This is a genomic window from Intrasporangium sp., assembly GCF_040414665.1.
Classification (GTDB): domain Bacteria; phylum Actinomycetota; class Actinomycetes; order Actinomycetales; family Dermatophilaceae; genus Intrasporangium.
Map to the genome: position 1 here is coordinate 14294 of NZ_JBEDUL010000033.1, position 23668 is coordinate 37961.

22 protein-coding genes and 2 riboswitches are annotated in these 23668 nt (G+C 70.3%); of the genes, 9 read left to right on the top strand and 13 right to left on the bottom strand.

The features are described from left to right. Positions 1-116 precede the first annotated feature (116 nt). Positions 117-1853, top strand: coding sequence for an HNH endonuclease signature motif containing protein (locus ABF401_RS03890; protein ID WP_353508227.1), 1737 nt, complete (start codon positions 117-119; stop codon positions 1851-1853). 265 nt (positions 1854-2118) lie between these two features. Here the strand turns inward: ABF401_RS03890 and ABF401_RS03900 are convergent, their stop codons facing one another. From ABF401_RS03900 to ABF401_RS03915, 4 genes are all read right to left on the bottom strand, one after another. Then, the gene (locus ABF401_RS03900) at positions 2119-2325 is read right to left on the bottom strand and encodes a hypothetical protein (RefSeq protein ID WP_353508228.1); all 207 of its coding nucleotides are present in this window, start codon (positions 2323-2325) and stop codon (positions 2119-2121) included. A gap of 190 nt (positions 2326-2515) precedes the next feature. After that, positions 2516-3586: a CHAP domain-containing protein gene (locus ABF401_RS03905; RefSeq protein WP_353508229.1), complete on the bottom strand. Its 1071-nt coding sequence runs from the start codon at positions 3584-3586 to the stop codon at positions 2516-2518. Between the two features lie 3 nt (positions 3587-3589). Then, positions 3590-3782, bottom strand: a riboswitch (cyclic di-AMP (ydaO/yuaA leader). 259 nt (positions 3783-4041) lie between these two features. After that, on the bottom strand, positions 4042-4926 hold the full coding sequence (locus ABF401_RS03910) for a CHAP domain-containing protein (protein WP_353508230.1): 885 nt from the start codon (positions 4924-4926) through the stop codon (positions 4042-4044). After that, positions 4925-5121, bottom strand: a riboswitch (cyclic di-AMP (ydaO/yuaA leader). Its footprint overlaps the gene before it by 2 nt. A 134-nt stretch (positions 5122-5255) precedes the next feature. Next, positions 5256-6035, bottom strand: coding sequence for a hypothetical protein (locus ABF401_RS03915; protein ID WP_353508231.1), 780 nt, complete (start codon positions 6033-6035; stop codon positions 5256-5258). Between the two features lie 240 nt (positions 6036-6275). Here ABF401_RS03915 and ABF401_RS03920 point away from each other — a divergent pair, with 240 nt between their 5' ends. Then, a complete protein-coding gene (locus ABF401_RS03920) occupies positions 6276-7376 on the top strand; it encodes a transposase (protein ID WP_353508232.1) in 1101 nt (366 codons plus the stop codon). Further along, positions 7373-9226, top strand: a complete 1854-nt coding sequence (locus ABF401_RS03925; protein ID WP_353508233.1) for a bifunctional copper resistance protein CopD/cytochrome c oxidase assembly protein — start codon at positions 7373-7375, stop codon at positions 9224-9226. The genes ABF401_RS03920 and ABF401_RS03925 overlap by 4 nt, the downstream gene beginning before the upstream one ends. On the opposite strand, the gene ABF401_RS03930 is transcribed toward ABF401_RS03925, so the two are convergent. Next, positions 9204-10220 carry a zinc-dependent alcohol dehydrogenase family protein gene (locus ABF401_RS03930; protein ID WP_353508234.1) on the bottom strand — a complete coding sequence of 339 codons (1017 nt, stop codon included), beginning with the start codon at positions 10218-10220 and terminating at the stop codon, positions 9204-9206. The genes ABF401_RS03925 and ABF401_RS03930 overlap by 23 nt on opposite strands. Positions 10221-10236: 16 nt before the next feature. Beyond that, positions 10237-10812: a hypothetical protein gene (locus ABF401_RS03935; RefSeq protein ID WP_353508235.1), complete on the bottom strand. Its 576-nt coding sequence runs from the start codon at positions 10810-10812 to the stop codon at positions 10237-10239. Positions 10813-10896: 84 nt separating this feature from the next. Between ABF401_RS03935 and ABF401_RS03940 the strand changes: the two genes are divergently transcribed. The 4 genes from ABF401_RS03940 to ABF401_RS03955 all read left to right on the top strand — a co-directional run bounded on the left by ABF401_RS03940 (position 10897) and on the right by ABF401_RS03955 (position 14867). Next, complete coding sequence (locus ABF401_RS03940) at positions 10897-12186, top strand: MFS transporter (protein WP_353508236.1); 1290 nt, start codon at positions 10897-10899, stop codon at positions 12184-12186. A 214-nt stretch (positions 12187-12400) separates the two neighbouring features. Further along, entirely contained in the window at positions 12401-13813 is a 1413-nt protein-coding gene (locus ABF401_RS03945; RefSeq protein WP_353508237.1) for an FAD-binding oxidoreductase, read from the top strand. 152 nt (positions 13814-13965) lie between these two features. Next, positions 13966-14253 (top strand): WhiB family transcriptional regulator, encoded by a 288-nt coding sequence (locus ABF401_RS03950; protein WP_353508238.1) that lies wholly within the window; start codon positions 13966-13968, stop codon positions 14251-14253. Positions 14254-14567: 314 nt separating this feature from the next. Further along, positions 14568-14867: a WhiB family transcriptional regulator gene (locus tag ABF401_RS03955; protein ID WP_353508239.1), complete on the top strand. Its 300-nt coding sequence runs from the start codon at positions 14568-14570 to the stop codon at positions 14865-14867. A 121-nt stretch (positions 14868-14988) separates the two neighbouring features. On the opposite strand, the gene ABF401_RS03960 is transcribed toward ABF401_RS03955, so the two are convergent. The 4 genes from ABF401_RS03960 to ABF401_RS03975 form a co-directional block, all read right to left on the bottom strand. Next, on the bottom strand, positions 14989-15183 hold the full coding sequence (locus tag ABF401_RS03960; RefSeq protein WP_353508240.1) for a hypothetical protein: 195 nt from the start codon (positions 15181-15183) through the stop codon (positions 14989-14991). A 55-nt stretch (positions 15184-15238) separates the two neighbouring features. After that, complete coding sequence (locus tag ABF401_RS03965; RefSeq protein ID WP_353508241.1) at positions 15239-15415, bottom strand: hypothetical protein; 177 nt, start codon at positions 15413-15415, stop codon at positions 15239-15241. Positions 15416-15466: 51 nt separating this feature from the next. Further along, positions 15467-16276, bottom strand: a complete 810-nt coding sequence (locus ABF401_RS03970) for a DUF2382 domain-containing protein (protein WP_353508242.1) — start codon at positions 16274-16276, stop codon at positions 15467-15469. 215 nt (positions 16277-16491) lie between these two features. Continuing rightward, complete coding sequence (locus ABF401_RS03975) at positions 16492-17457, bottom strand: mechanosensitive ion channel family protein (RefSeq protein ID WP_353508243.1); 966 nt, start codon at positions 17455-17457, stop codon at positions 16492-16494. A gap of 266 nt (positions 17458-17723) precedes the next feature. Here ABF401_RS03975 and ABF401_RS03980 point away from each other — a divergent pair, with 266 nt between their 5' ends. Further along, positions 17724-18383 (top strand): TetR/AcrR family transcriptional regulator, encoded by a 660-nt coding sequence (locus tag ABF401_RS03980; RefSeq protein ID WP_353508257.1) that lies wholly within the window; start codon positions 17724-17726, stop codon positions 18381-18383. A 40-nt stretch (positions 18384-18423) separates the two neighbouring features. Here ABF401_RS03980 and ABF401_RS03985 read toward each other — a convergent pair whose 3' ends face one another. The 3 genes from ABF401_RS03985 to ABF401_RS03995 are packed head-to-tail and all read right to left on the bottom strand — an operon-like array spanning position 18424 to position 21768. Further along, positions 18424-19569, bottom strand: coding sequence for a GNAT family N-acetyltransferase (locus ABF401_RS03985; protein WP_353508244.1), 1146 nt, complete (start codon positions 19567-19569; stop codon positions 18424-18426). Positions 19570-19606: 37 nt separating this feature from the next. Continuing rightward, a complete protein-coding gene (locus tag ABF401_RS03990; RefSeq protein ID WP_353508245.1) occupies positions 19607-21145 on the bottom strand; it encodes a glycerol-3-phosphate dehydrogenase/oxidase in 1539 nt (512 codons plus the stop codon). Between the two features lie 11 nt (positions 21146-21156). After that, the gene (locus ABF401_RS03995; RefSeq protein ID WP_353508246.1) at positions 21157-21768 is read right to left on the bottom strand and encodes a TetR/AcrR family transcriptional regulator; all 612 of its coding nucleotides are present in this window, start codon (positions 21766-21768) and stop codon (positions 21157-21159) included. Positions 21769-21813: 45 nt separating this feature from the next. Between ABF401_RS03995 and ABF401_RS04000 the strand changes: the two genes are divergently transcribed. After that, positions 21814-23505, top strand: a complete 1692-nt coding sequence (locus ABF401_RS04000; RefSeq protein WP_353508247.1) for an FAD-binding oxidoreductase — start codon at positions 21814-21816, stop codon at positions 23503-23505. Positions 23506-23668 lie beyond the last annotated feature (163 nt).

The following is a 23668-nucleotide window of genomic DNA, read 5'->3' on the forward strand; positions in this document are numbered from 1 at the left end:
ACCGTGACCTCGGGAGCAGCTGCCGTATGCCGCTGCCCTCAGTCGCCGTCGCCGCCTCACTGTCGGTGGTGGGTGGTCGAATGTGGTTGGGGCACTGGATGAGAGGCCATGGAGGGATGGCACCGCACGAGTGTGGTTTGACCGAGCTGGGGTTGGGGACGCGGGTGTTCGGCCGGGGGCAGCCGATCGCGGGTGCGCCCGGGAGCGGTCCGGGGGTGTTGCGGCGCTGCTGGCCGGACCCGGTCCGGGAGTCGTTGGCGTTGGACGAGGCGGCCGAGCAGGCGGTGGAGCGGATCGTCGAGCTGGAGGCCGTCAAGGCGCGGCTCGACGCGCAGCTGCTGGACACCTACGGGTGGTTGCACACCGTGCTGGGTCAGCAGTACGACGGGATCGTCTCGCGCACGGGTCACGGCGGGCGGAAGGTACCGATCGGGTTGGACCAGGTCGTGGCCAAGGAGATCTGCGCGGCGACCGGGCTCGGCGAGGGTGAGGTGACGCGTCGGCTGGCCTTGGCAATCCGGCCGCGCCGGCACCGGGTGGCCCGGGAGCGGATGGCACGCGGGCTGCTCGGGTTGGGGCGGGCGTTGGCGTTGTCCGAGGCGTCCGTGTTCCTCGACGACGATGCAGTCGCGGAGTTGGAGGACAAGGTGCTGGCCCCGCCGCGCCGACCCGGCCACGCCCCGCCGACGCAAGCCCATACCCCACCCGCCGGCCCTCACGATCCCGCCGGGCCCGACGATCCCGACGACCCCGAGGGTGGACGGCCGGGCGCGCCTCCGGACGAGGTTCCGGTTACCGACGAGGTTCCAGTGTCGGCGCCGGCGTTCCGGCAGCGGTTGCGGCGAGCGTTGCTGGCCGCGGACCCGGACGGCGCGGACCGGCGCCGCGCGGCCGCGGTCCGGGACCGCAGCGCGTACGGGCGGGTGACCGAGGAGGGCACCGGGGTGCTGACGGTGACTGGGGCGCTGGAGCGGGTGGTCGCGGCGCTGGACCGGGCCGATGGCGCGGCCCGCTCGGCCCGGGCAGCCGGGGACCCGCGCAGCCTGGAGCAGCTGCGGTCCGACTTCGTCCTCGACGCGGTACTGACGTGGTGGCCCGACCAGGACGGCCACGACCAGCAGCACCAGAACCGAAGGGTCCAGGGTCCTGGGACGGCGGCCGCAACGAGCCCCGCTGCTGTCACCGACGGTGTGACAGAGGGCGTGACAGCTACTCCGCCGGCCGTCGCGGACGGTGTCACAGGCGGTGTGACAGTGGGGGTGACGGACGACGTGTCAGCCACCGACGAGGGCGGGTGGGCGAGCCTGGGTCGGCCCGTGCCGGCCACGGTGTGGATCGTGGTGCCTTTCGAGGTCGCCGCCGGCACGAGCGAGGCGCCGTGCGAGCTTCCCGGACACGGCTGGGTCACTGCAGCGCACGCACGGCAGATCATCACTGCCCCCGGCTCGGTGTGGCAGCACCTGCCCGTTGACGTGGACACTGGCCAGGTCCTCGGCCTCGTCTCGAAGGGCTACACCCCCGGGCCAAGGCTGGCCGCGCACGTCCGGGCCCGCGACGGGATCTGCCGCGCCCCGGGCTGCACCGTGCCGGCCGAGCGGTGCGACCTGGACCACCAGCAGCCGTGGGCGTCCGGCCCGACCGAGGCGGGCAACCTGTACGCCGCCTCCCGACGCTGCCACAACGCCAAGACCGCCGGGCTCTGGAGCAGCACACCCCGACCGGACGGCGCGCTGGCCTGGACCACGCTGGCCGGGCGGGAGTACGTGACCTACCCGAAGAACTGGCGCGAAGGGCTGCACGACGAACCCACCGAGGCGGAGACACCCGCGGAGGAGGAACCGCCACCCTTCTGAGCTGTTGGCGGCGTCGCCCTGACGAATCGAAGGTCCGGTGAGCTGCAGCATCATGAAGGTGCTCGCCGGATCGGGAAGGTACGAGCCGGAGGGTCCGCATTCCGCGAACCCGTGGCGTGCGTAAAGGCGCCGGGCTGGTGCGAAGAAGTCGGCCGAGCCAAGGGCCGGTCGGGGGAGGCGCTTACGAGAGGAGCATGCCGGGTGCTGGTTTCGGCGTCGTTTTGGCCAGGCGCAGCTCGTGTTGCCGGAGCCATCAAATGCTGGCTCAGGGCCGACTGAGCGGCATACAGTGGTCAGGGCGGACGCTAGTTTGGGGGGTTCCCGTGAGGCGAAGCCGACCTTCGAAGTGGTCTTTCAAGTCGCAGGGGTCGATCCTGTCGATCGGATCGACGAACTCGATCCTGTCGATCGGCAGTGCCGGGTCGATCCTGTCGATCGGCAGTATCGGGTCGTTCGCGTCGATCGGATCCATCGGATCCGTGATGAGCGCGTTCTCACTCGTGTCGTTCCAGTCGCGGCTGTCGGCACTGTCGGCCCAGAGTGAGCTCTCGACGCTCTCTGCACAGTCGCAGTGGTCGGTTCGCGGTTACCGACACCAAGGCCCCTGAGCCCGCTCAGCGGCCTTGGTGTCGGCACGCGCTCCGGAGAGGCGCGGAGTCAGCTCACGGCGCGTAGATGTACTTCATCCCGCCCTGGTGCGTGACCGTGCGCGTGTTGTAGTTGTAGGGCCCCGCGAGCGCGTTCATCTCGATCATGGTGACCCTGTTGCCGCTGACCCGGGTGACCCAGCCGACGTGGCCGACGCTCGACGAGCCGTGCACACCTGGCTGCATCACCACGATGGAGCGCGCACGGGGCGTGCTCGAGACGGTGTAGCCGGCGTTGGCGGCGCCCCAGGCCCAGCTCATCGCGTTGCCGGTCCAGCCGCCGGGGTAGTAGCCCTCGGACTGGTACCACTTGTTGAGTGCGCCCCACGTGCACTGGCCTCGGGTCGCCCAGTTGCGCGAGGACCTCTTGCCCGCGGTTGCCCTGGCCGTGGTCTTCTTGGCCGTTGCCTTGTTGAGCGTCGGCTTGGCCCTGTAGGTGGACTTCGTGGTGGTGGTTCGCGACGTCGTGCGCGAGCCTCGGGTGGCTGCCTTCCGGGCCTTCTCTGCGGCGGCCTTTCTGGCGGCAGCCTGTCGGCGGGCCTTCTCGGCGGCCGCCTTGGCCGCGGCCGCACGCCGGGCCTTCTCGGCGGCGGCCTTCTGGGCGGCGGCCCTCTCGGCGGCAGCCTTCTTCGCGGCAGCCTCTTGGCGGGCCTTCTCGGCCGCGGCCCTCTTGGCGGCCGCCTCCCGGCGGGCCTTCTCGGCTGCCTCCTTGCGGGCCTTCTCGACGACGACGTCCTTGATGACGATCGGCTTCGGCTTGGCCGCCTTCTTCGGCGCCGAGGCGACATAGCCGATCGAGCTGAGGGCCGTCGACACGGCCGGGGCGGGAGTGGTGGTCGCATCGGGGCCCAGGGTCGGTGCGGCCCTGGGAGCGCGGTCCGGCGCATCGGCTACCGCGGCGCCCCTCGCAGTGGTCTCGGCCGACGCCGGGGCGGAGAGGGTGGCGACGAGGCCACCGGCAGCAGCGACGACCGCTGCGCCCTTGATGGCCGGCTGGGCAGATGCGCGCGCGATGGTCTTGAGCTCGCCCAAGGGGCTGTAGCTTCCCGGCGCGCGGTGACGTCCGGGACGGTGGTCACTGTTCACGGCTGAGCCTCTCAGCGCCTGCGAGGTTAGCTGTCGGGTTCGGGCTGAGGTTGCCCGGCCCTCGCGTCCGGCCCGGAGGCCTTCTCGAGAGCTTCACCCCAAGAGCGACGTGAACGTGGTGCGAAACCTGCTCGACGCCGCTCGGAGGAACTGTGGTTCCCCCGCTCCTGCCATGCGGGTCCAGCGGCACCCGGAGGCAGTGGCAGGACTCGGCGTCCGCCCCTGGGTGGACCCCACCGGGGAAGGGGGCTGGGGTCGACAGTAGATGACAGACCCGGCGATGTCACGCTGCGGTAACGGAATGTCCAAGAATCGGTAAAGGACGCCACCACGCCGCCCGGTAGCGCAGCTGTGCGGTGTGGCCCAATGAGTCGCGCGAATCGCCTACAGCACCACGAAGGGCGGTGAGTTGCCTCGGCAACCTCACCGCCCTCCTTACGTGGTGCGGAGTCAGCTCACGGCGCGTAGATGTACTTCATCCCGCTCATGTCGGTGACCGTGCGGGTGTTGTAGTTGTAGGCGCCGGCGAGCGCGTTCATCTCGACGATGGTGACCTCGTTGCCGTTCACGGCCGTCACCCAGGCGACGTGGCCCACGCTGGAGGAACCGTGGACTCCGGGCTGCATGACGAGGATGGACCGGGTGCGCGGCGTGCCGGAGACGGTGTAGCCGGCGTTGGCGGCGCCCCATGCCCACTCCATGGCGTTGCCGGTCCAGCCGCCGGGGTAGTAGCCCTCGGACTGGTACCACTTGTTGAGGGCGCCCCACGTGCACTGGCCGGCGGTCGCCCAGTTGTACGCGGACTTCTTGCCCGTCGTGGCGTTGACGGCTGACTTCTGCGTATAGGTCGGCGTCGTCAGGCTGGTCCGCGAGGAGCTACGCGAGGCCCGCGCTGCTGCGTCGCGGGCGGCTGCCGCCTTCGCAGCCGCCGCCTTGTCTGCAGCGGCCTTCTTCGCGGCCGCCTCCTTGCGCTCGACGACGAGGTCCTTGATGACGAGCGGCTTTGGCTTGGCGGCCTTCTTCGGCGCCGGCGCCGTGTAGCCGATCGAGCTCAGGGCGGGTGCGAGAGCAAGAGCGGGGGCGGTGGCAGCGTCGGGGCCAACGGCAGCCGCTGCCTTCGGGGCAGCGACCTTCGGGGCGGCAACGACTGCGGACGTGTCGGTGATGGTCTCGGCTGAAGCCGGCGAGGAGAGGGTGGCGACGAGGCCACCAGCGGCTGCGACGACCGCTGCACCCTTCATCGCCGGCTGGGCGGACTCGCGTGCGATGTTCTTGAGCTCGAGAAGGGGGCTGTAGCCGCCTGGTGTGCGGTGACGTCCGGGACGGGTGTCAGTGTTCACAAAGAACCTCCGCGCCTACGAGGTTAGCTGTCGGGTTCGGGCGGAGATCTGCCCGGCTCTCGTCTCCGGCCCGGAAGCCTTCCTCGATTGCTACACCCCAAGAGCGACGTGGATCGCGGCACGAGACCGCCTCCACGACGCTCGGAGGAACGTGGTTCCCCCGCTCCTGCCAAACGGGTCAAGCGGCACCTTGAGGCAGTGGCAGGACTAGGCGTCTGCCTCGCAGTGGCCCCCACGGGGAAGGGGCTGCGCTAGACACTAGAGCACGAAACCGGCGATGTCACATTCAAGTAACGGCATGTTTGGAAATCGGCAAGGCTGCTCCGCCCTCAGCCCGGCAGCGAGCAAGTGGCCTTCGCGCCGGATTTCGCGGCGGCGAAGTAAGGCGGGTTGAGCCGTAGCCCCTTCTGCCAGAGCGAACGCCACAGCGCCTCGGCCTTGGCTGCCGTGATGCCCCCGGCCTTGAAGTGGGATTGGTCCTTCAGGTGCGTCTCCCACGGCTCGATCGCGGTCCGTGCCTTGGCCAGGACTCCGTCGACGACCTGCATGTTGGCCGCGCACGTGGCGAGGGCGGCCGCGGCACCGTCTGCCGCAGCGGCGGGCTTCACACAGCGCAGTTTCGAGGACGTGAACGCCTGGTCGGCAGCATGGAAGGCGGCGATGTGCGCAGGAGCATTGGCCGTGGTGGGCCCCCAGTCCTTCTTCGCCTGTGCGAGCGTCGTCTTGCCGGCTTGAAGGTTGTTCATGATGTCGAGATGGGCGTCCCACTCTGCGAGAACGGTTGCCGCCGCGTTGGTGGCCGCCGCCTGCAGCTGCCAGCCATTGCGGCAGTTCTCGACCTGCGCGGCGACCGGATCCACCGTCGTCGGTGAGGGCTCAGAGGCCGTGGGTTCCGGCGAGGTCGTGGTCGTGGCCGTTGCCGTCGGTGTCGACGTGTTGCCAACCGCGGCTGGCCCAGCCGTCGGGGATCCGAGGAAGAGGTCCTTGCCGAACCACACGGCAGCGCCGAGGACGAGCAGGGCCACGATCGTCAGCGCCACGGCCACCCCAGGCCCGTGCCGACGCTCGAGCTCACGTCGCTCGCGGCGGGTCTTTGGCTGGTCTGTCATCGGAGAACCCCCAAAAGGCCGATCCGGCTGGGCACGTACCCAAACGTCCGGGTGCTACCACGCCATGAGGGCCCCGTGGCGTTCTTCGCTGTCTCGTCACGGAGTCGTCGGGCCAATGCTGGAGATTACTGGAGCCTGACGACCTTCCGGAAGGCCCCGGTCTGGCCCGATCTCGCTATTCTCGCAGGGTTCACCGGACTTGCGTTCACACAACCGGCGCCGGGAAAAGCGAGGTGCGCCATGTCGCAACCACCGGCCCAGAGGCGGCCCGACGATGGTGAGTCCACGGCGGAGCAGCCAGACGATGCGGTCGTCGTCCACCTGCCAAACCACGGCAGCCGCGGACCCGCCCCACCGGCCCGCTCGCAACGGAAGCGGTACTCGCGCGAGTTCCGCGCCAAGGCCGTGGCCCTTGCCGTCAGGCCAGACGTGACGATCGCGGCTGCCGCCGAGGAGGTCGGAGTGAGTCCAAGTACGCTCAGGCGGTGGGTGCGGGAGTCCGCGTCGACGGACCCGGGATCCGAGCCGGGAGGTCGGCGCGTGGATGAGCAGCCGGCGTCCGAGGACCCGCGGCCGATCCACGAACGCATCGAGGACGAGTGGCCGGACTGGCGATCCTTCGACTGGCCCGTCCTGCCCTCGTCTGAGCCCGCGGAGGCCGACCCCTCGCTCGAGGACGAGCCCCTGGCCGCGGAACCGAGCGCGGCGGAGGCGAGCCCCGCTGAACCACCCCGAACAGCACCTTCGTCAGACCCTCCCGGGGCCCTCGAGACGCTGGCTCCGCCGCCTTATGCCGATGACGCGATCTTCGCGACCACGGCCCGGCTGCGGCCGGCGCACCGCCTCGGGATTGTCGTCGTCATCTTCGTTGCAGCGGTCGTCCTGTCGCGTCTCGTGCCCGAGGACTACCCCTGGCGGCCGGTGGTCGCCGCCCTCCACGTCATGTCGTTGGTCGCCTCCTTCGGCGCCGTGCTCCTCGTCGACTGGCACGGGCTGCTGTGGCTCGCCGGAAGGCGGGCCCTCACCGAGTCGACGCGCCTCGCCGCTGCAGCGTCGCCGATCATCTGGGCCGGCCTCGGTGGCCTCTTCGTGACGGGCACACTGCTCCGGCCGAACATCGGCTCTCCCCTCACCCTGGTCAAGCTGGCCCTCGTCCTCGCGGTCTGCGTCAACGGCGCCGTCATGGCTCCGGTCCGCCTCAAGCTCGCCGAGCTCTCGGCGGACGCGTCCCCCGTCGATGTCCCCGAACGGGAGTGGCGACGCATGATGCTCGCGACGACGGTGTCCCAGATCGGCTGGTGGGGCGCCGTGGTCATCGGCTTCGTCAACTCGTCCACATGAGCGAACGCCCCAAGGTCAGGCTTGTCGGGCTCGCTGGACTCGCCGGCTTCATCGGGCTCGCCACCCTTGGGATGGTCGTCTCGGCAGTGGCCGTCAGGTCGACAGGGGCTGCCGACCCGCTCTTCTTCGTCGCTGACGCGGGCCCCCTCGTCCGGTGGTCCGCCCCGTTGCTTCGCGTGGTCCACGACCTCGCCGCGGCGGCGACCGTTGGATCGCTCGTCCTCAGTCTCTTCGTCGTGCGCGCGCCGACGTTGCCGCGCCTTGCGGGGTTGGCCGCTGTGACCTGGGCTGCCTGCGGCCTGGCCGGGACGGTCCTCACCTTCGCCGACGCGGCCGGGTTGCCCCTCGACTCGCCGGGCTTCCTGGCTACCCTGCTCGGGAACGTGTGGGCCTTCGAGGTGACGCGGATCGGCCTGGTCAGTTCTCTGGGCGCGGCCACCGTGGCGCTCGGCGCTCTCTCCGCGGCGAGGCCGGTCCGTCGACGGACGACGGCAGGCCTCCTCACCGTCGCCGTCGCGTCGGTGGCAGTGCTCGGGCTCGCCAGCCACACGGGCGGATCCTCCGACCACGAGACGTCCGTCAATGCGATGGCCGTCCACATCGTCGCGGCGGCCACCTGGGTCGGAGGCCTCCTGGCCCTCGTGGCGCTCCGCCCGACCGGGGTTCCCTCCTCGGTCACGGTGCGTCGCTGGTCGACGATCGCGCTGTGGTGCTTCTGCGCCGTCGCGATCTCCGGTGTCGTCGCGGCCACCACGAGACTCGGGACCTGGGCGGACCTCACCACGCCCTACGGCGTTCTCGTCGTCGCCAAGATCGTCGCCCTGCTGGCGCTCGGCGTGGCCGGCTGGCTGCACCGCCGGTGGACCATCCCGCGGCTCGAGGAGTCGGGCCGCAGTTTCTGGCGCCTCGCGGCGGTCGAGGTCGCCGTCATGGCAGCGACCATCGGCATCGCGACCGCGCTGAGCCGCAGCGCCCCACCGCTCTCTGAGGACGTCGTGAACCCGACGCCGGCGCTCGCGCTCACCGGGTTCCCGGCGCCTCCTGCCCCGGGCGCGTGGTCCTGGCTGCTCTCGTGGCGGACCGACTGGCTCCTGCTCGCCCTTTCCGCCGTCGCCATCGGCACGTATGCCGCTGGGCTCCTCCGCCTCCGACGCGCCGAGTCCGTGTGGCCGGCTCGAAGGACCGCGGCCTGGGTGGCGGGCTGGGTCCTCTTCTCGGCGGCCACCTCGGGGGGTGCGGGAACGTATGGCCGGGTTGCGCTGTCATGGCACCTCGCCCTCGTTCTCATCGAGCTGCTCGCCGTGCCGGTGCTGCTCGTCATCGGGAACCCGATCAGCTTGGCTCTCAAGGTGTCCGCCGCCCGAGAGGACGGGACAATCGGGATCCACGAGGCGGCCTTGGCCGTCGACGGCGTCGTCGACCGGTCGTCTCGGCAGCCCCTCGTCGTCGTGGGAATCACGGCTCTGGCCCTCATCGGCCTGGTGCTCGGGCCGGGCCTCGAGTGGGCGCTCCTCGCGCATCCGGGCCACGTCATCGCGACCGTGGCGCTGCCCATCCTCGGCTACGTCCTCGTTGCCTCCATCGTCAAGCGATTCCAGGCAGGAGCGCGCACCCTCGCCGTAGGGGCACTGGTCGCGCTCGGGGTGGTGATCGGCCTGCTCGGCCTCGTGCTCACCCTCGGGACGAGGCCGCTGGCCGCCGGCTTCTTCGCGGGTCTCCAGCTGCCCTGGCTGACGGATCTGCTGCAGGAGCAGCACCGGGCGGGCGCCGTCGTCTGGTGGGTCGGCGGCCTCGGGACTGCTGCCGCGCTGGCGGTGATGGTCGGGGTCAGGGACGAAGGAGCACCTTGATGGCGCGCCGCTCGTCCATCGCGCGATAGCCCTCAGCAACGTCGTCGAGGGGTAGCGTCTGGTCGAAGACGCGGCCGGGATCGATCCGCCCGGCGAGCACCCGCCCGAGCAGGTCGGGCAGGTAGCGGCGCACCGGCGCCATGCCGCCTGCGAGACCGATGTTGCGCTGGAACATCCGCCGCACGGGCAGCTGCACACCGTGCGGCACGCCGACGAAGCCGACCGTCGACCCGGGGCGGGCGATCTGGAACGCCGTCCCCATGGCCTGGTCCGTCCCCACGCACTCGAGCACGGCGTCCGCGCCGACCCCGTCCGTGAGCTCGAGGACAGCTTCGACGCCGGCCTCGTCGCGCTCGGCGACGACCTCGGTCGCGCCGAACTCGCGAGCCAGCTGCTGCCGGTCCGCGTGCCGGGACATGGCGACGATCCGCGCTGCACCGAGCTCGCGGGCCGCCAGCACGCCACAGAGTCCCACGGCCCCGTCGCCGACCACGACCGCCGTTGTCCCCGGTCGGACCCCCGCGGCGACCGCGGCGTGCCAGCCCGTCGCCATGACGTCGGACAGGGCCAGCAGTGACGGCAGGAGCGACTCGTCGGGTGGGCCGTCCGTCTTCACGAGGGAGCCCTCGGCCTGGTTCACGCGCGTCAGCTCGGCCTGCCCGCTCGTCGTGAAGCCGAGGTTGACGCAGGCCGACTGGGCGCCGGCCAGGCAGTGGGGACACGTGTTGTCGCAGTGGTCGAAGGGCGCGATGACGAAGTCGCCCGGCCGGAAGGACGTTACGTCCGACCCGACCTCCTCGACGACTCCGACCGCCTCGTGGCCGATCGTCGAGCCGGCAGTGATCGGGTTCTCCCCTCGATACGACCAGAGGTCCGAGCCGCAGATGCACGACGCCAGCACCCGGACGATCGCGTCGGTGGGTGCGGTGATCGTCGGGTCGGGGACCTCGCTCAGCCGAATGTCTCGTGGAGCATGAATCGTCGTGGCGCGCATGTGGCCATCCTGCCGGTCAGACCCGGGCGACGGGAGCCAGCCCCACGAGGAGAAGGAGGGCGCCGAGCGGCAGCAGCCCCCACGGCATGGCCACGAGCGCGGCGCCGAGCAGGGCGAGGGCGAGGGCGGAGGTGCCCACCTGGCCGGCCAGCACGAGCCGGCGAACCAGGAGCGCCAGTCCGAGCGTGATGAGGACCGGTCCCCCAGCGGTCAGCGCGGTGGGGAGGTCGTCACCGAGGTAGCCCAGTGTCCGGCCCACCGTGATCGCGCCGACCGATCCCGCGCCGAAGGCCGACGCGACGACCGCGATGGTGGCCGGTACCCCGCCACCCGTCCGCTCGGCGAGCCGCGCCGCGAGCAGGGCCAGCGCGACGACCCCGGCAACAAGGGTCAGGCCGGTGACCACGACGACCCAACCTGTACCGGGTCCGGCGTCACGGCCCTCGACCCAGCCGAGGATTCCGTGGACGAAGAGGAGGAGGGGTCCGAAGAGGGCGAGGACCGGAGCACCGTCTCGTGATGGGGCCGTGGTGGTGCTGGTGGGCGCGCGGTGGCTGAGCACGATGGAGGAGGATCGAGCGGTCGCGGGCATGCTTCCACCGTCACCCTGCGGAGCCCCGACTGCCATGGGGTTCGTCCCCCCACCAACCCTGAGGTGTCCCTGAGCGGAGGCATCATGGTCCGTGTGTCCAGACCGATGACCGAGTGGCGGGTCGTGATCTGGTTCGGCCTCGTCAGCCTGACGGCGGACATGGTGTACGAGGGGGCGCGCTCGATGTACGGGCCGCTCCTTGCGTCCCTCGGCGCGACAGCACTCGTCGTCGGACTGGTCACCGGCCTCGGCGAGGCGATGGCCCTCGTGCTGCGGCTCGTCTTCGGACCGTTGGCGGACCGGTCCGGCCGGTACTGGGCGCTGACGATCACCGGCTACGGCCTCACCGCAGTGTGCGTGCCGCTGCTTGCCATCACGCCTTTCATCGGCGCGGCCGGACTGGCCGTCGCCGCGGCACTCATCCTGCTGGAGCGCAGCGGCAAGGCCGTCCGCAGCCCATCGAAGTCCACCCTGCTGGCACAGGCGGCACGAGGGGTCGGTCGCGGCAAGGGGTTTGGCGTCCAGAAGGCTATGGACCAGGTGGGGGCCTTCGCCGGCCCCCTCCTCGTGGCAGCGGTCGTCGCCGCCACGGGCGTCATCTGGCCCGGGATGCTCGTCCTCGCCGTCCCCGGAGTCGGGGCCATGATCATCCTGTTGGTCCTCCGGGCGCGGACGCGCGATGGTGCCGTGTTCGAAGGGCTTCCGGAGGCGCGGCCCGTGGCTGACCACGAGAGCCAGCACAGCGGCATACGGCATCGGGGTCCCGCTCGGACCTGGCTCGCCGACGCGCTCGGTCGCGAGCTGCCCGCAGAGTTCTTCCGCTTTGCCGTGGCGGCGAGCCTGACGACCGGTGGACTGGTCACGTTCGGGATCATCGGGTACCACCTCGTGGCCGATCGCGTGGTTCCGGCGGCGGGAGTCCCCCTCATCTACGCGGTGGCCATGGCGGTCGGCGCCGTGTCCGCGCTCGGCGTCGGCTGGGTCTACGACCACGTCGGTGCGCGCGTCCTGTTGGTCGTGCCGGTCCTCGTGGCCGCCGTCCCGTCCCTGACGCTGAGCGAGTCGACCTCGGTCGTCGTGATGGGCGTCGTCGTCTGGGGGCTCGCGGCGGGCGTCCAGGACTCCGCCGTCAAGGCCCTCGTTGCCGAGCTGGTCAACGCCCCTCGACGGGCAACCGCCTACGGGGTCTTCGCGGGAATCCAGGGCGCCTTCGCCGTCGTGGGCGGCGTCGTCATCGGGTGGCTCTATGACGTCTCACGACCTGCGCTCGTCGCGACCGTCGCGGCGTCGCAGCTGCTCGCCCTCGCGCTGCTCTGGCACACCGTTCGTCGGACCGACCACGAGAGCCGGCCTCGGCTACGCCCTGAGGGGTAGGTGGGGCACACGCGTCTACTCCGTTGGGAGTAAATCGAGCGCGGAGCGTTTCCACTGTCAGTGGTGCGACGTAGCGTCGCCAAGGACTGTCACACATCGCCGACCTGACGCGTCATGAAAGGTGGCACTCGATCGACGTAGGGGTGCGGGCGGCAGACCGGCCCGGCGAAAAAGCGTTGACTTCACGTGTAGTTCAAATCGAAGGATGGACGCCATGACCTCCACACATGGACCACTGACCATCGAACGGGACCGATTGCGAGCGCTGGGTGACACCATCGCCGGCGAGGTCCTCACTCCCGGCGCCGAGGGATTCGCCGACGCCCACCAGCTGTACTACCGACACCTCGACCGGACGCCCGCGGTGATCGTCCGACCACGCGATACGGACGATGTGGCAACGGCCATCGCGTTCGCCCGCGCAACCGCTCTCGAGATCGCCGTCCGGGGCGGCGGCCACAGCCTGGCGGCCCACAGCACGGTCGAGGGAGGTCTGGTCCTCGACCTCCACCATCTCGACAGCATCGACATCGACGTCGAGGAGGGCGTCGCCCGAGTCGGCGGCGGTGCCACGGCAGGCGCCGTCACGGCCGCAGCAGGCGAGCACGGGCTCGTCATCGGATTCGGTGACACCGGCTCCGTCGGGGTCGGCGGCATCACCCTCGGTGGGGGCGCCGGATTCGTGAGCCGCGCGCACGGCTTGACCATCGACAACGTGCTGGCCGTCGAGCTCGTGACCGCCGATGGTCGCGTCGTCGTTGCGGACGCGGAGCACCATCCCGACCTCTTCTGGGCCCTCCGCGGAGGCGGCGGCGGCTTCGGCGTGGCCACCACGTTCACCTACCGCCTCCGCCCGCTGCCGCAGGTGGTCGGCGGAATGCTCGTGGTCCCCGCGACGGTTGACGTACTCACCGAGTTCGTGCGTCTGGCCCAGGCGGCGCCCGAGGAGCTGAGCGCCATGATCAACATCATGCCGGCACCGCCCATGCCGTTCCTGCCCAAGGAGCAGCACGGGCAGCTCGTGGTGCTGGCGTTGCTGACGTATGCGGGCCCAGCCGCCGCGGCCGAGCCGGTGCTCGCCCCGTTCCGGGCTGTTGCCAGTCCGCTGGCCGACCTGCTTCGCGAGATGCCCTACTCGGGGATGTTCCAGCCGGAGGCGGACGACTTCCACCCGGTCGCCACGAGCCGCAACGGTTACTCCCGCGGGTTCGACCGCGACGCTGCGCAGCTCATCCTCGACACGCTGACGAAGCAGCTCGCCTCGCCGGACCTGCAGATGGCTGTCGTCAACACCCGGGTCCTCGGGGGAGCCATCTCGCGGGTCAGCCCCGACGCCACCGCGTATGCCCACCGGGAGTGGCCGCTCATGGTCAACGTCGCCGCCATCGTCGGCGACCCGAACGCCCTCGAGGCGCAGCGTCCTTGGGTCGAGGCGCTCTTGGCGGCACTCTCCGATGGCACGCCTGGCGCCTACGGAAACTTCGTCGGGGAGGAGGGACCGGGCCGGATCCACGACATCTACCCGCCCGAGACCTTCGCCCGACTGTCCAGGGTCAAGTCGGAGTGGGACCCGGACAACGTCTTCCACCGCAGCCACGCCGTTCCTCCGGAGCATCCGGCCGGCTGACCAGCGACCTGCTGACAAGGAACTGCCGAGCCGACCGAAGGAGGGATGCCATCGAGACACCGCGACCACGTTGACCGCCAGCGCTCCACCGCTGGCCTTGAACAGAACCGACGCGCCGCCTCCACGGGTGCGCCGGATTACAGGGGTTACCAATGAAGGAGAGCAAGCAGCCCAACCTCAATGGCGAGGTGCTCAGACGAGGCGAGACGATCCCGTGCCGGGAGTACGACCCCGAGCTCTGGTTCGCGGAGCGACCCGAGCAGGTCGAGTTCGCCAAGACCCTCTGCGGGACGTGCCCGCTGAGGGTCGAGTGCCTCGCCGGAGCGCTGGAGCGACGAGAGCCCTGGGGAGTCTGGGGTGGTCACCTCGTCGTCGACGGCGCCGTCGTCGCCTACAAGCGAGGGAGAGGCCGCCCGCGCAAGCAGCCGGTCGCTGCCTGACGGCTGCCCTTGCCGCTGCCCACGGAGGTGCCGTATGCCGCTGAGCTGAGTCAGCCGCACACGGCGCCCTCCGTGGGTCTTGCCTGCCCTCGCCACACCGGCGGAGGGTCACGGCGAAATTATCTTGAACGCCGGTGTATGAATTCGTACGGTGGAAGTCGTACAAGCCTGTTCAGGAACATCGGGACTGCATTTTTCGGCCTGGACACGCCGTCTGTGTCGAATCCGGCACCACTGCTTCGACATAGGAGTGAGGGCAGCACCAACCAGCTCGCCTTGACTTCACGTTCGCTTCACTTTTGAGGATAGGGCCCATGACCTCCCCACAGGGACCATCACTGAACCCGCCGCGGCCGGCGCGATTACGTCTGGAAACCACTCGGGCGGTGCCCTGCCGCGAGTACGACCCCCAGCTCTGGTTCGCCGAACGGCCGGAACCGGTCGAGCTGGCCAAGGCGCTGTGCGGGGCGTGCCCGCTGCGACGGGAGTGCCTCGCGGGAGCGCTCGAGCGACGCGAACCGTGGGGTGTCTGGGGCGGCCAGCTGGTCCTCGACGGCGCGATCGTGGCGCGCAAACGGGGCCGGGGTCGCCCGAGGAAGGACTCGGCCGCCTAGTCCCGAGGGGCGACACCCGGCTTTGTCCGGCAAAGAGCAGGCCGCCGACTGGACGTCGACGACCTGCTCTTGTTGCTACGCGACTCGAGTGAGCCGCCACAAGGTGGCAACGAGATGCCGCCTAGAACCCCAGCTTGTCGCCGATACCACCTGCCCCGCCGAGGAGTTCTTGCGGGTTGATGCCGAAGCGGTTCAGCAGGTCGGCGTGCTGATCGGTGTCGACTTGGTCGGGCAGTGCGCCCTCGGCTTGCTGGGCCTGCTGCTGGTCGCCGCGGTTCTTGAGGAACGCGATGATCTGCTGCTTGTCGATCTGCATGGTTCTCTCCTTTCGACTGCCGGTGCTGCAGGCGGTTCACGAACGTGAACCGGCTTCAGTCCCGACGTTCTCGGTTGTGCGCCGAAGCCGACGCGGTCGATCTTGTGGTGGTGACGGCGGTCCCTGCCGCGGCCAGCAGGGCAGTGCGGATGATGCCCATCCCCGTCGCGCTGAGCCAGGCGAAGAAGGCAGCACCGACCTTGACACTCCCGTACCCGGCGCGTTCGGCCATCGCGATCTCCTCACGGTGGGCACGGGGACAGACAGGTCGGCCGGTAGCGGTTCAGGGGCGCGGGTCGTGGATGCCGTCACCGTCGGCGTCGATCTGCTCCTTGCGGACTTCCTCGGTAACCTGCTCCTGCTCGGTCACCTGCTCGGTTCCGAGACGGACGCGCTCGACGGGGACCGCTTCCTTCTCGACGACAGGACGCTCCTCGTGCAGCACGACTTCGTGCTCTTCCTCAGAGATGTCGGGTCCAGCCATGGCAGGCTCGCGGTTGGCGTCGGTGATCGGCTCACGCTCGACCTTGACCTCCTCGCGGGTGACTGGGACGGTGACGTTCTGCTGCTCGGTGACCACGTACTTGCGCAGCCGGGCCCGTCCGGCCTCGCGGGTCTCGGTGCCGACGTTCAGCTGCTCCTCGGAGCGAGTCATCGCATCGTCGGTCGTAGGACCGGAGGTGTCCTTCCCGATCGGTGAACCAGTCGCGTGCTGCTCGTCCGGAACGAATGCCTCACGGGCCGAGTCGAACCCGTCGCCCGCGACCGCGGCGCTGGTGGTCTCGAGGCCGTAGTGCTGGAAGAGTCGCTGCTCCTCGTCACGGTCGAGGTGGCCGTTCTCTGGGTCGACGTTCGGGGCGTCCTTGACCTTCTCCTTGCGGTAGGCCACCGTGAGGCCCTCGTCGCTGAGCTCGGCCGTGTGCAGCGGCACGAAGGACTCGTTGGTGCCGAAGAGTCCGGTGTTGACGGTGAGCCATTCGGGCTGGCCGGTGTCGTCGTCCAGGTAGACCTGGCCGGCCCGGCCGATCTTCTCCTGGTCGGGTCCGTAGACGGTGACGCCGGAGATGTCGCGTAGCTGCTCGGTGTTGATCATGATTGCGATTTCCTTTCGAGGTGACCCGTGATGGGGGTCGTGACGAGCGGTTGTGTTTCGGGCGGGCCCGTCCGCGTCGAGGGGCGGGTCCGCGCCTGCCGGCGCCGGCGGTGCCTTTTCAGGGACGCCTCGACGCGGCGCCAGCAGGGCGATCTGGGGTCGGCGGGCGCTCAGCCCAGCGACGGGTGCCTGGCTTCGGCAGGTCTCGTAAGTCGTCAGTGGCGGGCGTTGTAGCCGCTGTCCCTCTGGGTCCCGTCGCCGAGCGCACGGTCGTGATAGAAGTCGGCGTCGGCCTGGGCCTGGGCCTGGACCGAGGCGGGCACGTCCTCGCCGACCTGCGCGACGTGGGAGCCGTGGTTGGTGCCGTGGGAGCCGTCGGGGCCTGCAAACCGGTCCTTGGCCGCGCGGGCCTGCTCCGTCACCGACGGCGCGGCCTGGACATGGGCCTTGATGCGGCCGGACTCCTGCGACATCTTCTCGAGGTACTGCTCCCAGCGGGACTGCATGGGGCGCACGAGGCCACCGCCGACACCGACGATGAGGACCCCGGCGATGGTGGCCAGCACGGCGATCAGCACCGGGGTCGTGACGGTCGTCGCGATGCCGACCTGGTTCAGGGCCGCGATGATGCCGAGGCCGAGGATGAAGATGCTGGCGATGTTGGCCAGGACCCGACCGTAGGACAGACCACCGAGCGTGTTGCTGATGAGCTCGCGGACCGCCGCGGCGATAGCCGAGGCCACGACGATGATGATGATCGCGACGATCGCCTTGGGCAGGAAGGCAATGACACCGGTGATCAGGTCGCTGATCGGGTTGGGCCCGAAGACGCCGAACGCGAGTTGCAGGACGAAGAGCAGCAGCGCGTAGTACACGAGCTTGCCGACGATCCCGGAGGCGTCGTACTGGCTGTTCGCCAGTGCCTTCTTGATCCCGCCGCGCTCCACGGCGCGGTCGAATCCGACGCGCTCGAGGATCTTGTCGACGGCCTTGCCGATGGCCTTGGCCACGAACCAGCCGATCAGGAGGATCAGCAGGAACGCGATGAACTTGGGCACGAACAGTGCCACGGACCGCCACAAGTCTGTTGCGGCGACACTCAAATCGTTTGTCATGGTCTGGGACTCCCTTACGTTTACCTTGTAAACCGTCTGAGAGCCCTCATACCCGCCGATCACCATCCGCCCACCCCTCTGAGCGAGTTTTTTTCTGGAGGGTCGGCACCCGCGGAGGCGGTCGGGGATCTTCTGCCCGCGGCACCGACCGTCGGGCAGGCCATTGGAAGATCCGCTCTCATTGGCCGCGGCCGATACTCTGGGTCGGGGCTCGGGCGCCGCCGTGATGAGGTAGAGAGCAGACGAACGGAGAGGAGCGGACCATCACGTCATCAGAGCAGCCGGCAGCGGCAGGGGGGTCGTCCGCCCGGCTTCCCCTGAGCCGGGGACGGATCGTAGAGACCGCCATCGGCCTGATCGACACAGAGGGCGTGAGCGCACTGACGATGCGGCGCCTTGGCGCGGCCCTCGACGTCGAGGCCATGGCCCTCTATCGCTACGTCAACGGCCGCGAGGACCTGCTCGAAGCCGTCGTGGACGCGCTGGTGACCTCCATCGAGATCCCGGCCACGGGGGACCTGCAGCCGGTCGACGGCTGGCAGGCGTTCCTGCAGGTGCTCGCCCACAACGTGCGGCGGGTGGCCATCGAGCACCCGGCCGCCTTCCCCCTGATCGCGACGCGCCACCCGGCTGCTCCTTGGCTGCGGCCACCCCTGCGCAGCCTCAGCATGGTCGAGGCGTTCCTTACCGGGTTGGAGGCCAGGGGCTTCTCCGAGAGGCAGGCCGTCGGCGCCTACCGCTCCTTCACGAGCTTCCTGCTCGGGCACCTCCTCCTCGAGGCGGCGACGCAAGGACCCCCCCTCGCACCCGCCGAGGAGCCCCTCGACGAGGGCGATGCGAACCTGCCCAACCGCGACGCCGAGCTCGACGTGAGCGAGTACCCGACCGTTGCCCGGCTACGCCGGCCCTTGGCGGAGGACCACACCGACGAGGAGTTCGAAACGGCGCTCGAGCACCTCTTGGTGCGTCTCGACCTCGAGAACGCCCAGTAATCCCGCGACGAGGAGGAGTAGTGAGTTGCGCCGGAGGAGACTAGCTCAGCAGCTCCCAGTGGAGGCCGTCGCCGTAGGTGCCGTCGGGCAGCAGGTCGGTTGCGTGCTCGCGGCCGAACTCGGTGAATCCGACGGCACGCAGGACGGCATTGCTCGCGACGTTGTCCGCGGCGGTCTCCGCAACGAGCCTTCGCAGCCCGAGCCCGCCATCCTCCGTGGGCGCGAACGCGTAGCCGATCGCGAGGCGGCACGCCGCCTTGGTGGCGCCCTTGCCCCGAGCGCTCGGCACCAGCTGGTAGCCGAGCTCAGCGACGTCGCCGGTCAGCGTCCCGTTGCGCACGAAGACCGTGAGATGGCCGAGTGCCCGGTCGGTCCCGGCGTCGGCGATGGCCCACTCGATGGCGGAGCCGCTCGCCATGAGCTCCAGTCGGCGCTCCAGCCAGACCTTGAACGTGTCGGGGTGCAGGAGTGACCGCTGGGGGAACCAGTGCTCCGGGTCGTTCCGCTCCTCGAGGGCGTCGACATCGGAATCGCGGAAGGCGCGGAGCCGGATTCGCCTGTCCTGCAGTACAACTGGCTCCAGCCAGGGAGCGCGAGGATGCATCGGCTCGCCGGCTGCGAGGCTGGCGTACCAACAGTCCCGTGCCGGCCCGGACGGGTCGAGGAGGTTGGGGTGCATGCCCGGGAGCGTGCCGTGGAAGGTGAAGCCGGTGGACCAGGCAACCCGGCGCGAGGCCCAGTTCCCGGTGATGGCACGCCAGTGGATCCGGCCCAGGGGACGACCCCAGGGCCCGCGCTCGAACGCGTGGGCCGCCACGAGACGCACAGCTCGCGACATCGCTCCTCGTCCCCGCGCGGCCGGGTGGAGGCCGAAACCGACCGACGCCTGGTCCCACGCCTCACCGGGTCGAAGGTCGATCGTCCCCCCGAACTGCGCACGCCCGTCGGCTGCAGTGACCTCGATGGCCCAGAAGCGCTTGCCGGCTGGGTTCTCCCACTCGCCGGCGATGTGGTCCAGGAAGGCGATGGCGTCTGCGCGCGAGTACTGACGGGCGACGGCCGTCCATCGCTGTGAGTGCTCGTCCCTGGACTGCTCGACGATGCCGTCCACGTCGGCCGCGGTGTGTCGGCGCAGCGTCACGCGGCCGTCGGTGAGGAGCGGCGCCGAGGCTGCGGAGGTGGTCATGGGGGTAACCCTGCCAGCGGGCCTGTCGCGGGGCGACTCAATTCGCGGGCCCGACGAGCTCACTCGCGCGGTCCAGGGCGCGCTCTGCCAGCTCGCGCGCGGCGGGTAGGGCGGCCTCGTCGAACGCGACGCGAGTCCGCCGCTCGAGCAGGTCCTCGACCATCAGGGCGCCTTCGTGGAGGATGCCGAAGAGGAACTCGATGCCCAGGGTCGGGCACGAGTCGCTCACCGGCGCGGCGAAGTCCGGATGGGCGTCGCGCAGCGCCGAAACGGTCACTCCCTCGGTGCCGTACCGGCGGACGAGCCGCGACGGCGCCGCCACACGTCCGAGGACATCGCGCGGCGCCGCGCCGACGAGGGGGAGGGAGCGGGTCCTGCACGCGACCGGAGAGCCGGCTCGGCGGCATACGGCATCGACGGCGTCCTCGGCCATCTGGCGGTACGTCGTCAGCTTCCCCCCGGTGATCGTGACGGCCCTCCCGGGCTCGTCCACGAGCAGGTGGCGGCGCGACACGTCGGCGCTCGTCCCACCCCCGTTCTCGACGAGAGGGCGCAGCCCGGCGTAGCGGCCCACGACGTCCCCGGCCTCCAGCGGCCGCGCGAGGGCCGCATTGATGGTGTCGAGAAGGAACCGTGCGTCAATGTCCGGCACGGCCGGGGCAAGGCCGTCCACCCCAGGTGCCGGCTCGTCGGTGAGGCCGACGATGACGAGCCCGTCCGGTTGGGGCACGGCGAACACGAACCTGGCCCGGTGGCCCGGCACTGGCGCGCTGAAGATCGCCTTCGGGGATCCGACAGCGGCTGCGCGGACGATGAGATGGGAGCCACGGCTCGGCAGGATGTGAACGGACGGCTCGTGCTCACCGGCCCAGACACCCGTCGCGTTGACGACGTGGCCGCGTGCCTCGAACGACTCCCCGGTCAGCTCGTCGCGCAGGATCATGCTGCGGTCCGCGAGCGCGGTCGCGCTGCACCGGGTGACGACGTCTGCCCCATGAGCCGCCGCCGTCCGAGCGATCGACGTGACGAGTCGTGCATCGTCCTCGAGCTGCCCGTCCCAGTAGAGCAGGGCGCCACGCAGCCCGGCCGACCGCAGTCCTGGGGCGAGGACGAGAGCCTCGGCGGCGCTGATGCGTGACGGCCGGGGCAGCAGCCTCCTCGGGGTGCCCGCCGCCACCCGCAGACCGTCGGCGAGTCGGATCGCGGCCTCGAGGACGAGCCCCGTCGGGGCGGGTGTCGCGGCGCCCAGCGGAACGAGGTTCGGCATGGCCCGCGTCAGGTGGGGGGCGATCGCGGTCATCAGGGCGTGCCGCTCACGAGCCGACTCCCACGCGATGGCCACGTCGCCCTTGGCGAGGTAGCGCAGGCCGCCATGGACGAGCTTGGAGCTCCAGCGGCTCGTGCCTGCGGCGAGGTCATGACGCTCGACCAGCGCGGTGCGCAGCCCCCGCGAGGCCGCATCGAGGGCCACCCCCGCGCCGGTCACGCCCCCACCGACGACGATGACGTCGTACGTCTCACTCGCCAGTCGGTGCAGGGCTTGCGAGCGGGTCCGCGCGTTGATGGACACGGTCATTGGCGGCTTCCTCAGCTCGTGGCCCCCGGGGCCAGATAGGCATCGACGAGGCGTCGCACCTCGGCCAGGACCTCGGTGGGGTCGTGTTTGGCGGTCACGACACCGAGGCCGATGACGAACGGCGTGAGCGCGTGCATGAGGATCACGGACAGGAGCACCGGGTCACCGTCGCGGATGGAGCCGTCCGCCATGCCTGCGACGATCGCGCTGCTCATCGCCTCGATCATCAGCTGTTGGCTGCGCCCGTGGCGGTCGACGAGGTAGGGAAGAAGCATCTCCGGGTCATGCCTGAGCAGGGCTGCGACGAGGGGTGCGTGGCTGAGCTTCTGGACCATCGCCACGGCGGTGGCGGTGACCGCGGCCCGGCCGTCCCTGGGCGACTGCTCCGTGAGGACCTCAGCCGTGACCTCCTCGACGGCGTTGCGGAACTCGGCCACGAGGGCATCGAGGAGAAGTTGCCTGATGCCACCTCCGCGCCGATAGACCGTCACGCGTGAGACGCCAGCTCGTTGGGCGATGGAGGTTGCCGTGGCACGACGCACGCCATAGGCGAGGACCTCGTCCCTGACGGCCGCGAGCAGTGCCTCGTCGGTGCTGGGAGCGACCAGGCGGGCAGTGTCCATGACAATCACTGTACTCATGAAACGTTTTCTGTAACAGTGTTACATGTGTCAGGTTCTCTCACCGAGGTCATCCCGCGGTCCGTATGGCACGGCTGGGGTGACCCGACGCATGCTCATCCGCTGAGCGACGCGGCGTGGCGGTTCCTCCGGACCGAGCTCGCTCTGCGCGGCGTCGGCACCGGCCAGCGGCAGATCTCACGTCCCGTCGCGCTCGAGGACGTCGCGCTCGCACCCTCACGGCTGGGGAAGGGGCGCGACGGGGTAGCCGCCCGGGCGGCGCTGGCTGACGTGGTCGGACCGGATCACGTTCATCTGCAACGGATCTGGCGCATCGAGCACGCCGGCGGCAAGAGCTATCCGGACCTGTACCGGCTGCGCACCGGCGACGGGTCGAACGCGCCCGACGGCGTGGTGGTGCCTGGTAGTCCCGTTGAGGTCGCCGCCGTGCTCACGGTGTGTGCCGAGCACCGCGTTGCGGTCGTCCCGTTCGGCGGCGGCACAAGTGTCGTCGGTGGAGTGCGGGCGGGCACCGATCACGAGCGCTTCACCGCCGTGATCGCGCTCGACCTGCGACGGCTCGACGACGTCGTCGCCGTCGACACCATCAGCCGGACCGCCACCCTGCGCCCGGGTCTCCGGGGCCCAGAGGCAGAGCAAGCACTGCAGGCGCACGGGCTCACCCTCGGGCATTACCCACAGAGCCATCAGGAGGCAACGATCGGCGGTTACGTCGCAACGCGGTCAGCGGGCCAAGCCTCAACCGGGTACGGCCGGATCGACGACAACGTGGTGGGGGTCCGGCTCGCCACGCCGCGCGGCGAGCTCGTCCTCGGCGGACGTTCCCCCGCCTCAGCCGCCGGCCCCCGACTGCTGGACGTCGTCGTCGGCAGTGAGGGAACGCTGGGTGTCATCACCGAGGTCACGCTCCGCGTCGCGCCCTTGCCGACCGCGAAGCAGCACGCAGCGTGGGTCTTCCCGTCCTTCGTGGCGGGCGCGCAGGCGCTGAACCGGCTGGCCCACGAGCTCGGCCGAGCTGCGCTGCCGACCATCTGCCGGCTGTCGGACGAGGACGAGACGCGCGTCAACCTCACCCTCGCCGGGAGCTCGGGCCGGCGCCTGCTCCGTTACGTCCGGGCACGGGGGCTCGACCGGCCCGCCCTGCTCGTCCTCGTCTGGGAGGGGACCGACGATCGCGAGCTCGGCCACCGGCGTGGCGCCGCCCGTCAGCTGCTGAAGCAGGCTGGGGGTCGGCCGCTGCCCAAGCAGGTGGCCCGGGCATGGGAGCTCGGACGGTTCTCGGGGCCCTACCTGCGGGACGAGCTGATGGACCACCGGTTCTTCGTGGAGACCCTCGAGACGGCCACGACGTGGGCCAATCTCTCCCGCCTGCACGCGGCCGTCGGTGCCGCGATCCGGGGCGCACTGGAGGTCGACGGACGCCGTGCCGTCGTCCTGTGCCATGTCTCGCACGTCTACCCCGACGGCGCCTCGCTGTACTTCACGTTCCTCACGCCCGAGTCCCAGGACCCGCTCGCGCAGTGGGCTCAGGTCAAGGCCGCAGCGAGCCTGGCGATCATCGATGCCGGCGGGACCATCACTCACCATCACGCGGTCGGCACCGACCACCGGGCCCACCTCCCCGCGGAGATCGGCGAGGTCGGTGTGGGACTGCTCCGCGCGATCAAGGCCGAGCTCGACCCGTCCGGGATCCTCAATCCGGGCAAGCTCATCCCCTGACGTGCTCCCGAGGCGCGGATATGCCGTGGACCAGGTCACGGGTCGCGCCTACGGTGGTGCGGTGACCTCCACACCCAGCGCTCCACCGCCGGGCGGCTCAGCAGACACCCCGACCCAGGGTCCATTCCTCCCGCGGCCGTCCATGCCTCCGGTCTCGGATGTG

Coding starts and splice junctions, on each gene's coding strand:
- ABF401_RS03890 (WP_353508227.1), top strand. CDS start 117: ATGGCACCGCACGAGTGTGGTTTGACCGAGCTGGGGTTGGGGACGCGG.
- ABF401_RS03900 (WP_353508228.1), bottom strand. CDS start 2,325: ATGGATCCGATCGACGCGAACGACCCGATACTGCCGATCGACAGGATC.
- ABF401_RS03915 (WP_353508231.1), bottom strand. CDS start 6,035: ATGACAGACCAGCCAAAGACCCGCCGCGAGCGACGTGAGCTCGAGCGT.
- ABF401_RS03920 (WP_353508232.1), top strand. CDS start 6,276: ATGTCGCAACCACCGGCCCAGAGGCGGCCCGACGATGGTGAGTCCACG.
- ABF401_RS03925 (WP_353508233.1), top strand. CDS start 7,373: ATGAGCGAACGCCCCAAGGTCAGGCTTGTCGGGCTCGCTGGACTCGCC.
- ABF401_RS03930 (WP_353508234.1), bottom strand. CDS start 10,220: ATGCGCGCCACGACGATTCATGCTCCACGAGACATTCGGCTGAGCGAG.
- ABF401_RS03935 (WP_353508235.1), bottom strand. CDS start 10,812: ATGCCCGCGACCGCTCGATCCTCCTCCATCGTGCTCAGCCACCGCGCG.
- ABF401_RS03940 (WP_353508236.1), top strand. CDS start 10,897: ATGGTCCGTGTGTCCAGACCGATGACCGAGTGGCGGGTCGTGATCTGG.
- ABF401_RS03945 (WP_353508237.1), top strand. CDS start 12,401: ATGACCTCCACACATGGACCACTGACCATCGAACGGGACCGATTGCGA.
- ABF401_RS03950 (WP_353508238.1), top strand. CDS start 13,966: ATGAAGGAGAGCAAGCAGCCCAACCTCAATGGCGAGGTGCTCAGACGA.
- ABF401_RS03955 (WP_353508239.1), top strand. CDS start 14,568: ATGACCTCCCCACAGGGACCATCACTGAACCCGCCGCGGCCGGCGCGA.
- ABF401_RS03960 (WP_353508240.1), bottom strand. CDS start 15,183: ATGCAGATCGACAAGCAGCAGATCATCGCGTTCCTCAAGAACCGCGGC.
- ABF401_RS03965 (WP_353508241.1), bottom strand. CDS start 15,415: ATGGCCGAACGCGCCGGGTACGGGAGTGTCAAGGTCGGTGCTGCCTTC.
- ABF401_RS03970 (WP_353508242.1), bottom strand. CDS start 16,276: ATGATCAACACCGAGCAGCTACGCGACATCTCCGGCGTCACCGTCTAC.
- ABF401_RS03975 (WP_353508243.1), bottom strand. CDS start 17,457: ATGGTGATCGGCGGGTATGAGGGCTCTCAGACGGTTTACAAGGTAAAC.
- ABF401_RS03985 (WP_353508244.1), bottom strand. CDS start 19,569: ATGACCACCTCCGCAGCCTCGGCGCCGCTCCTCACCGACGGCCGCGTG.
- ABF401_RS03990 (WP_353508245.1), bottom strand. CDS start 21,145: ATGACCGTGTCCATCAACGCGCGGACCCGCTCGCAAGCCCTGCACCGA.
- ABF401_RS03995 (WP_353508246.1), bottom strand. CDS start 21,768: ATGGACACTGCCCGCCTGGTCGCTCCCAGCACCGACGAGGCACTGCTC.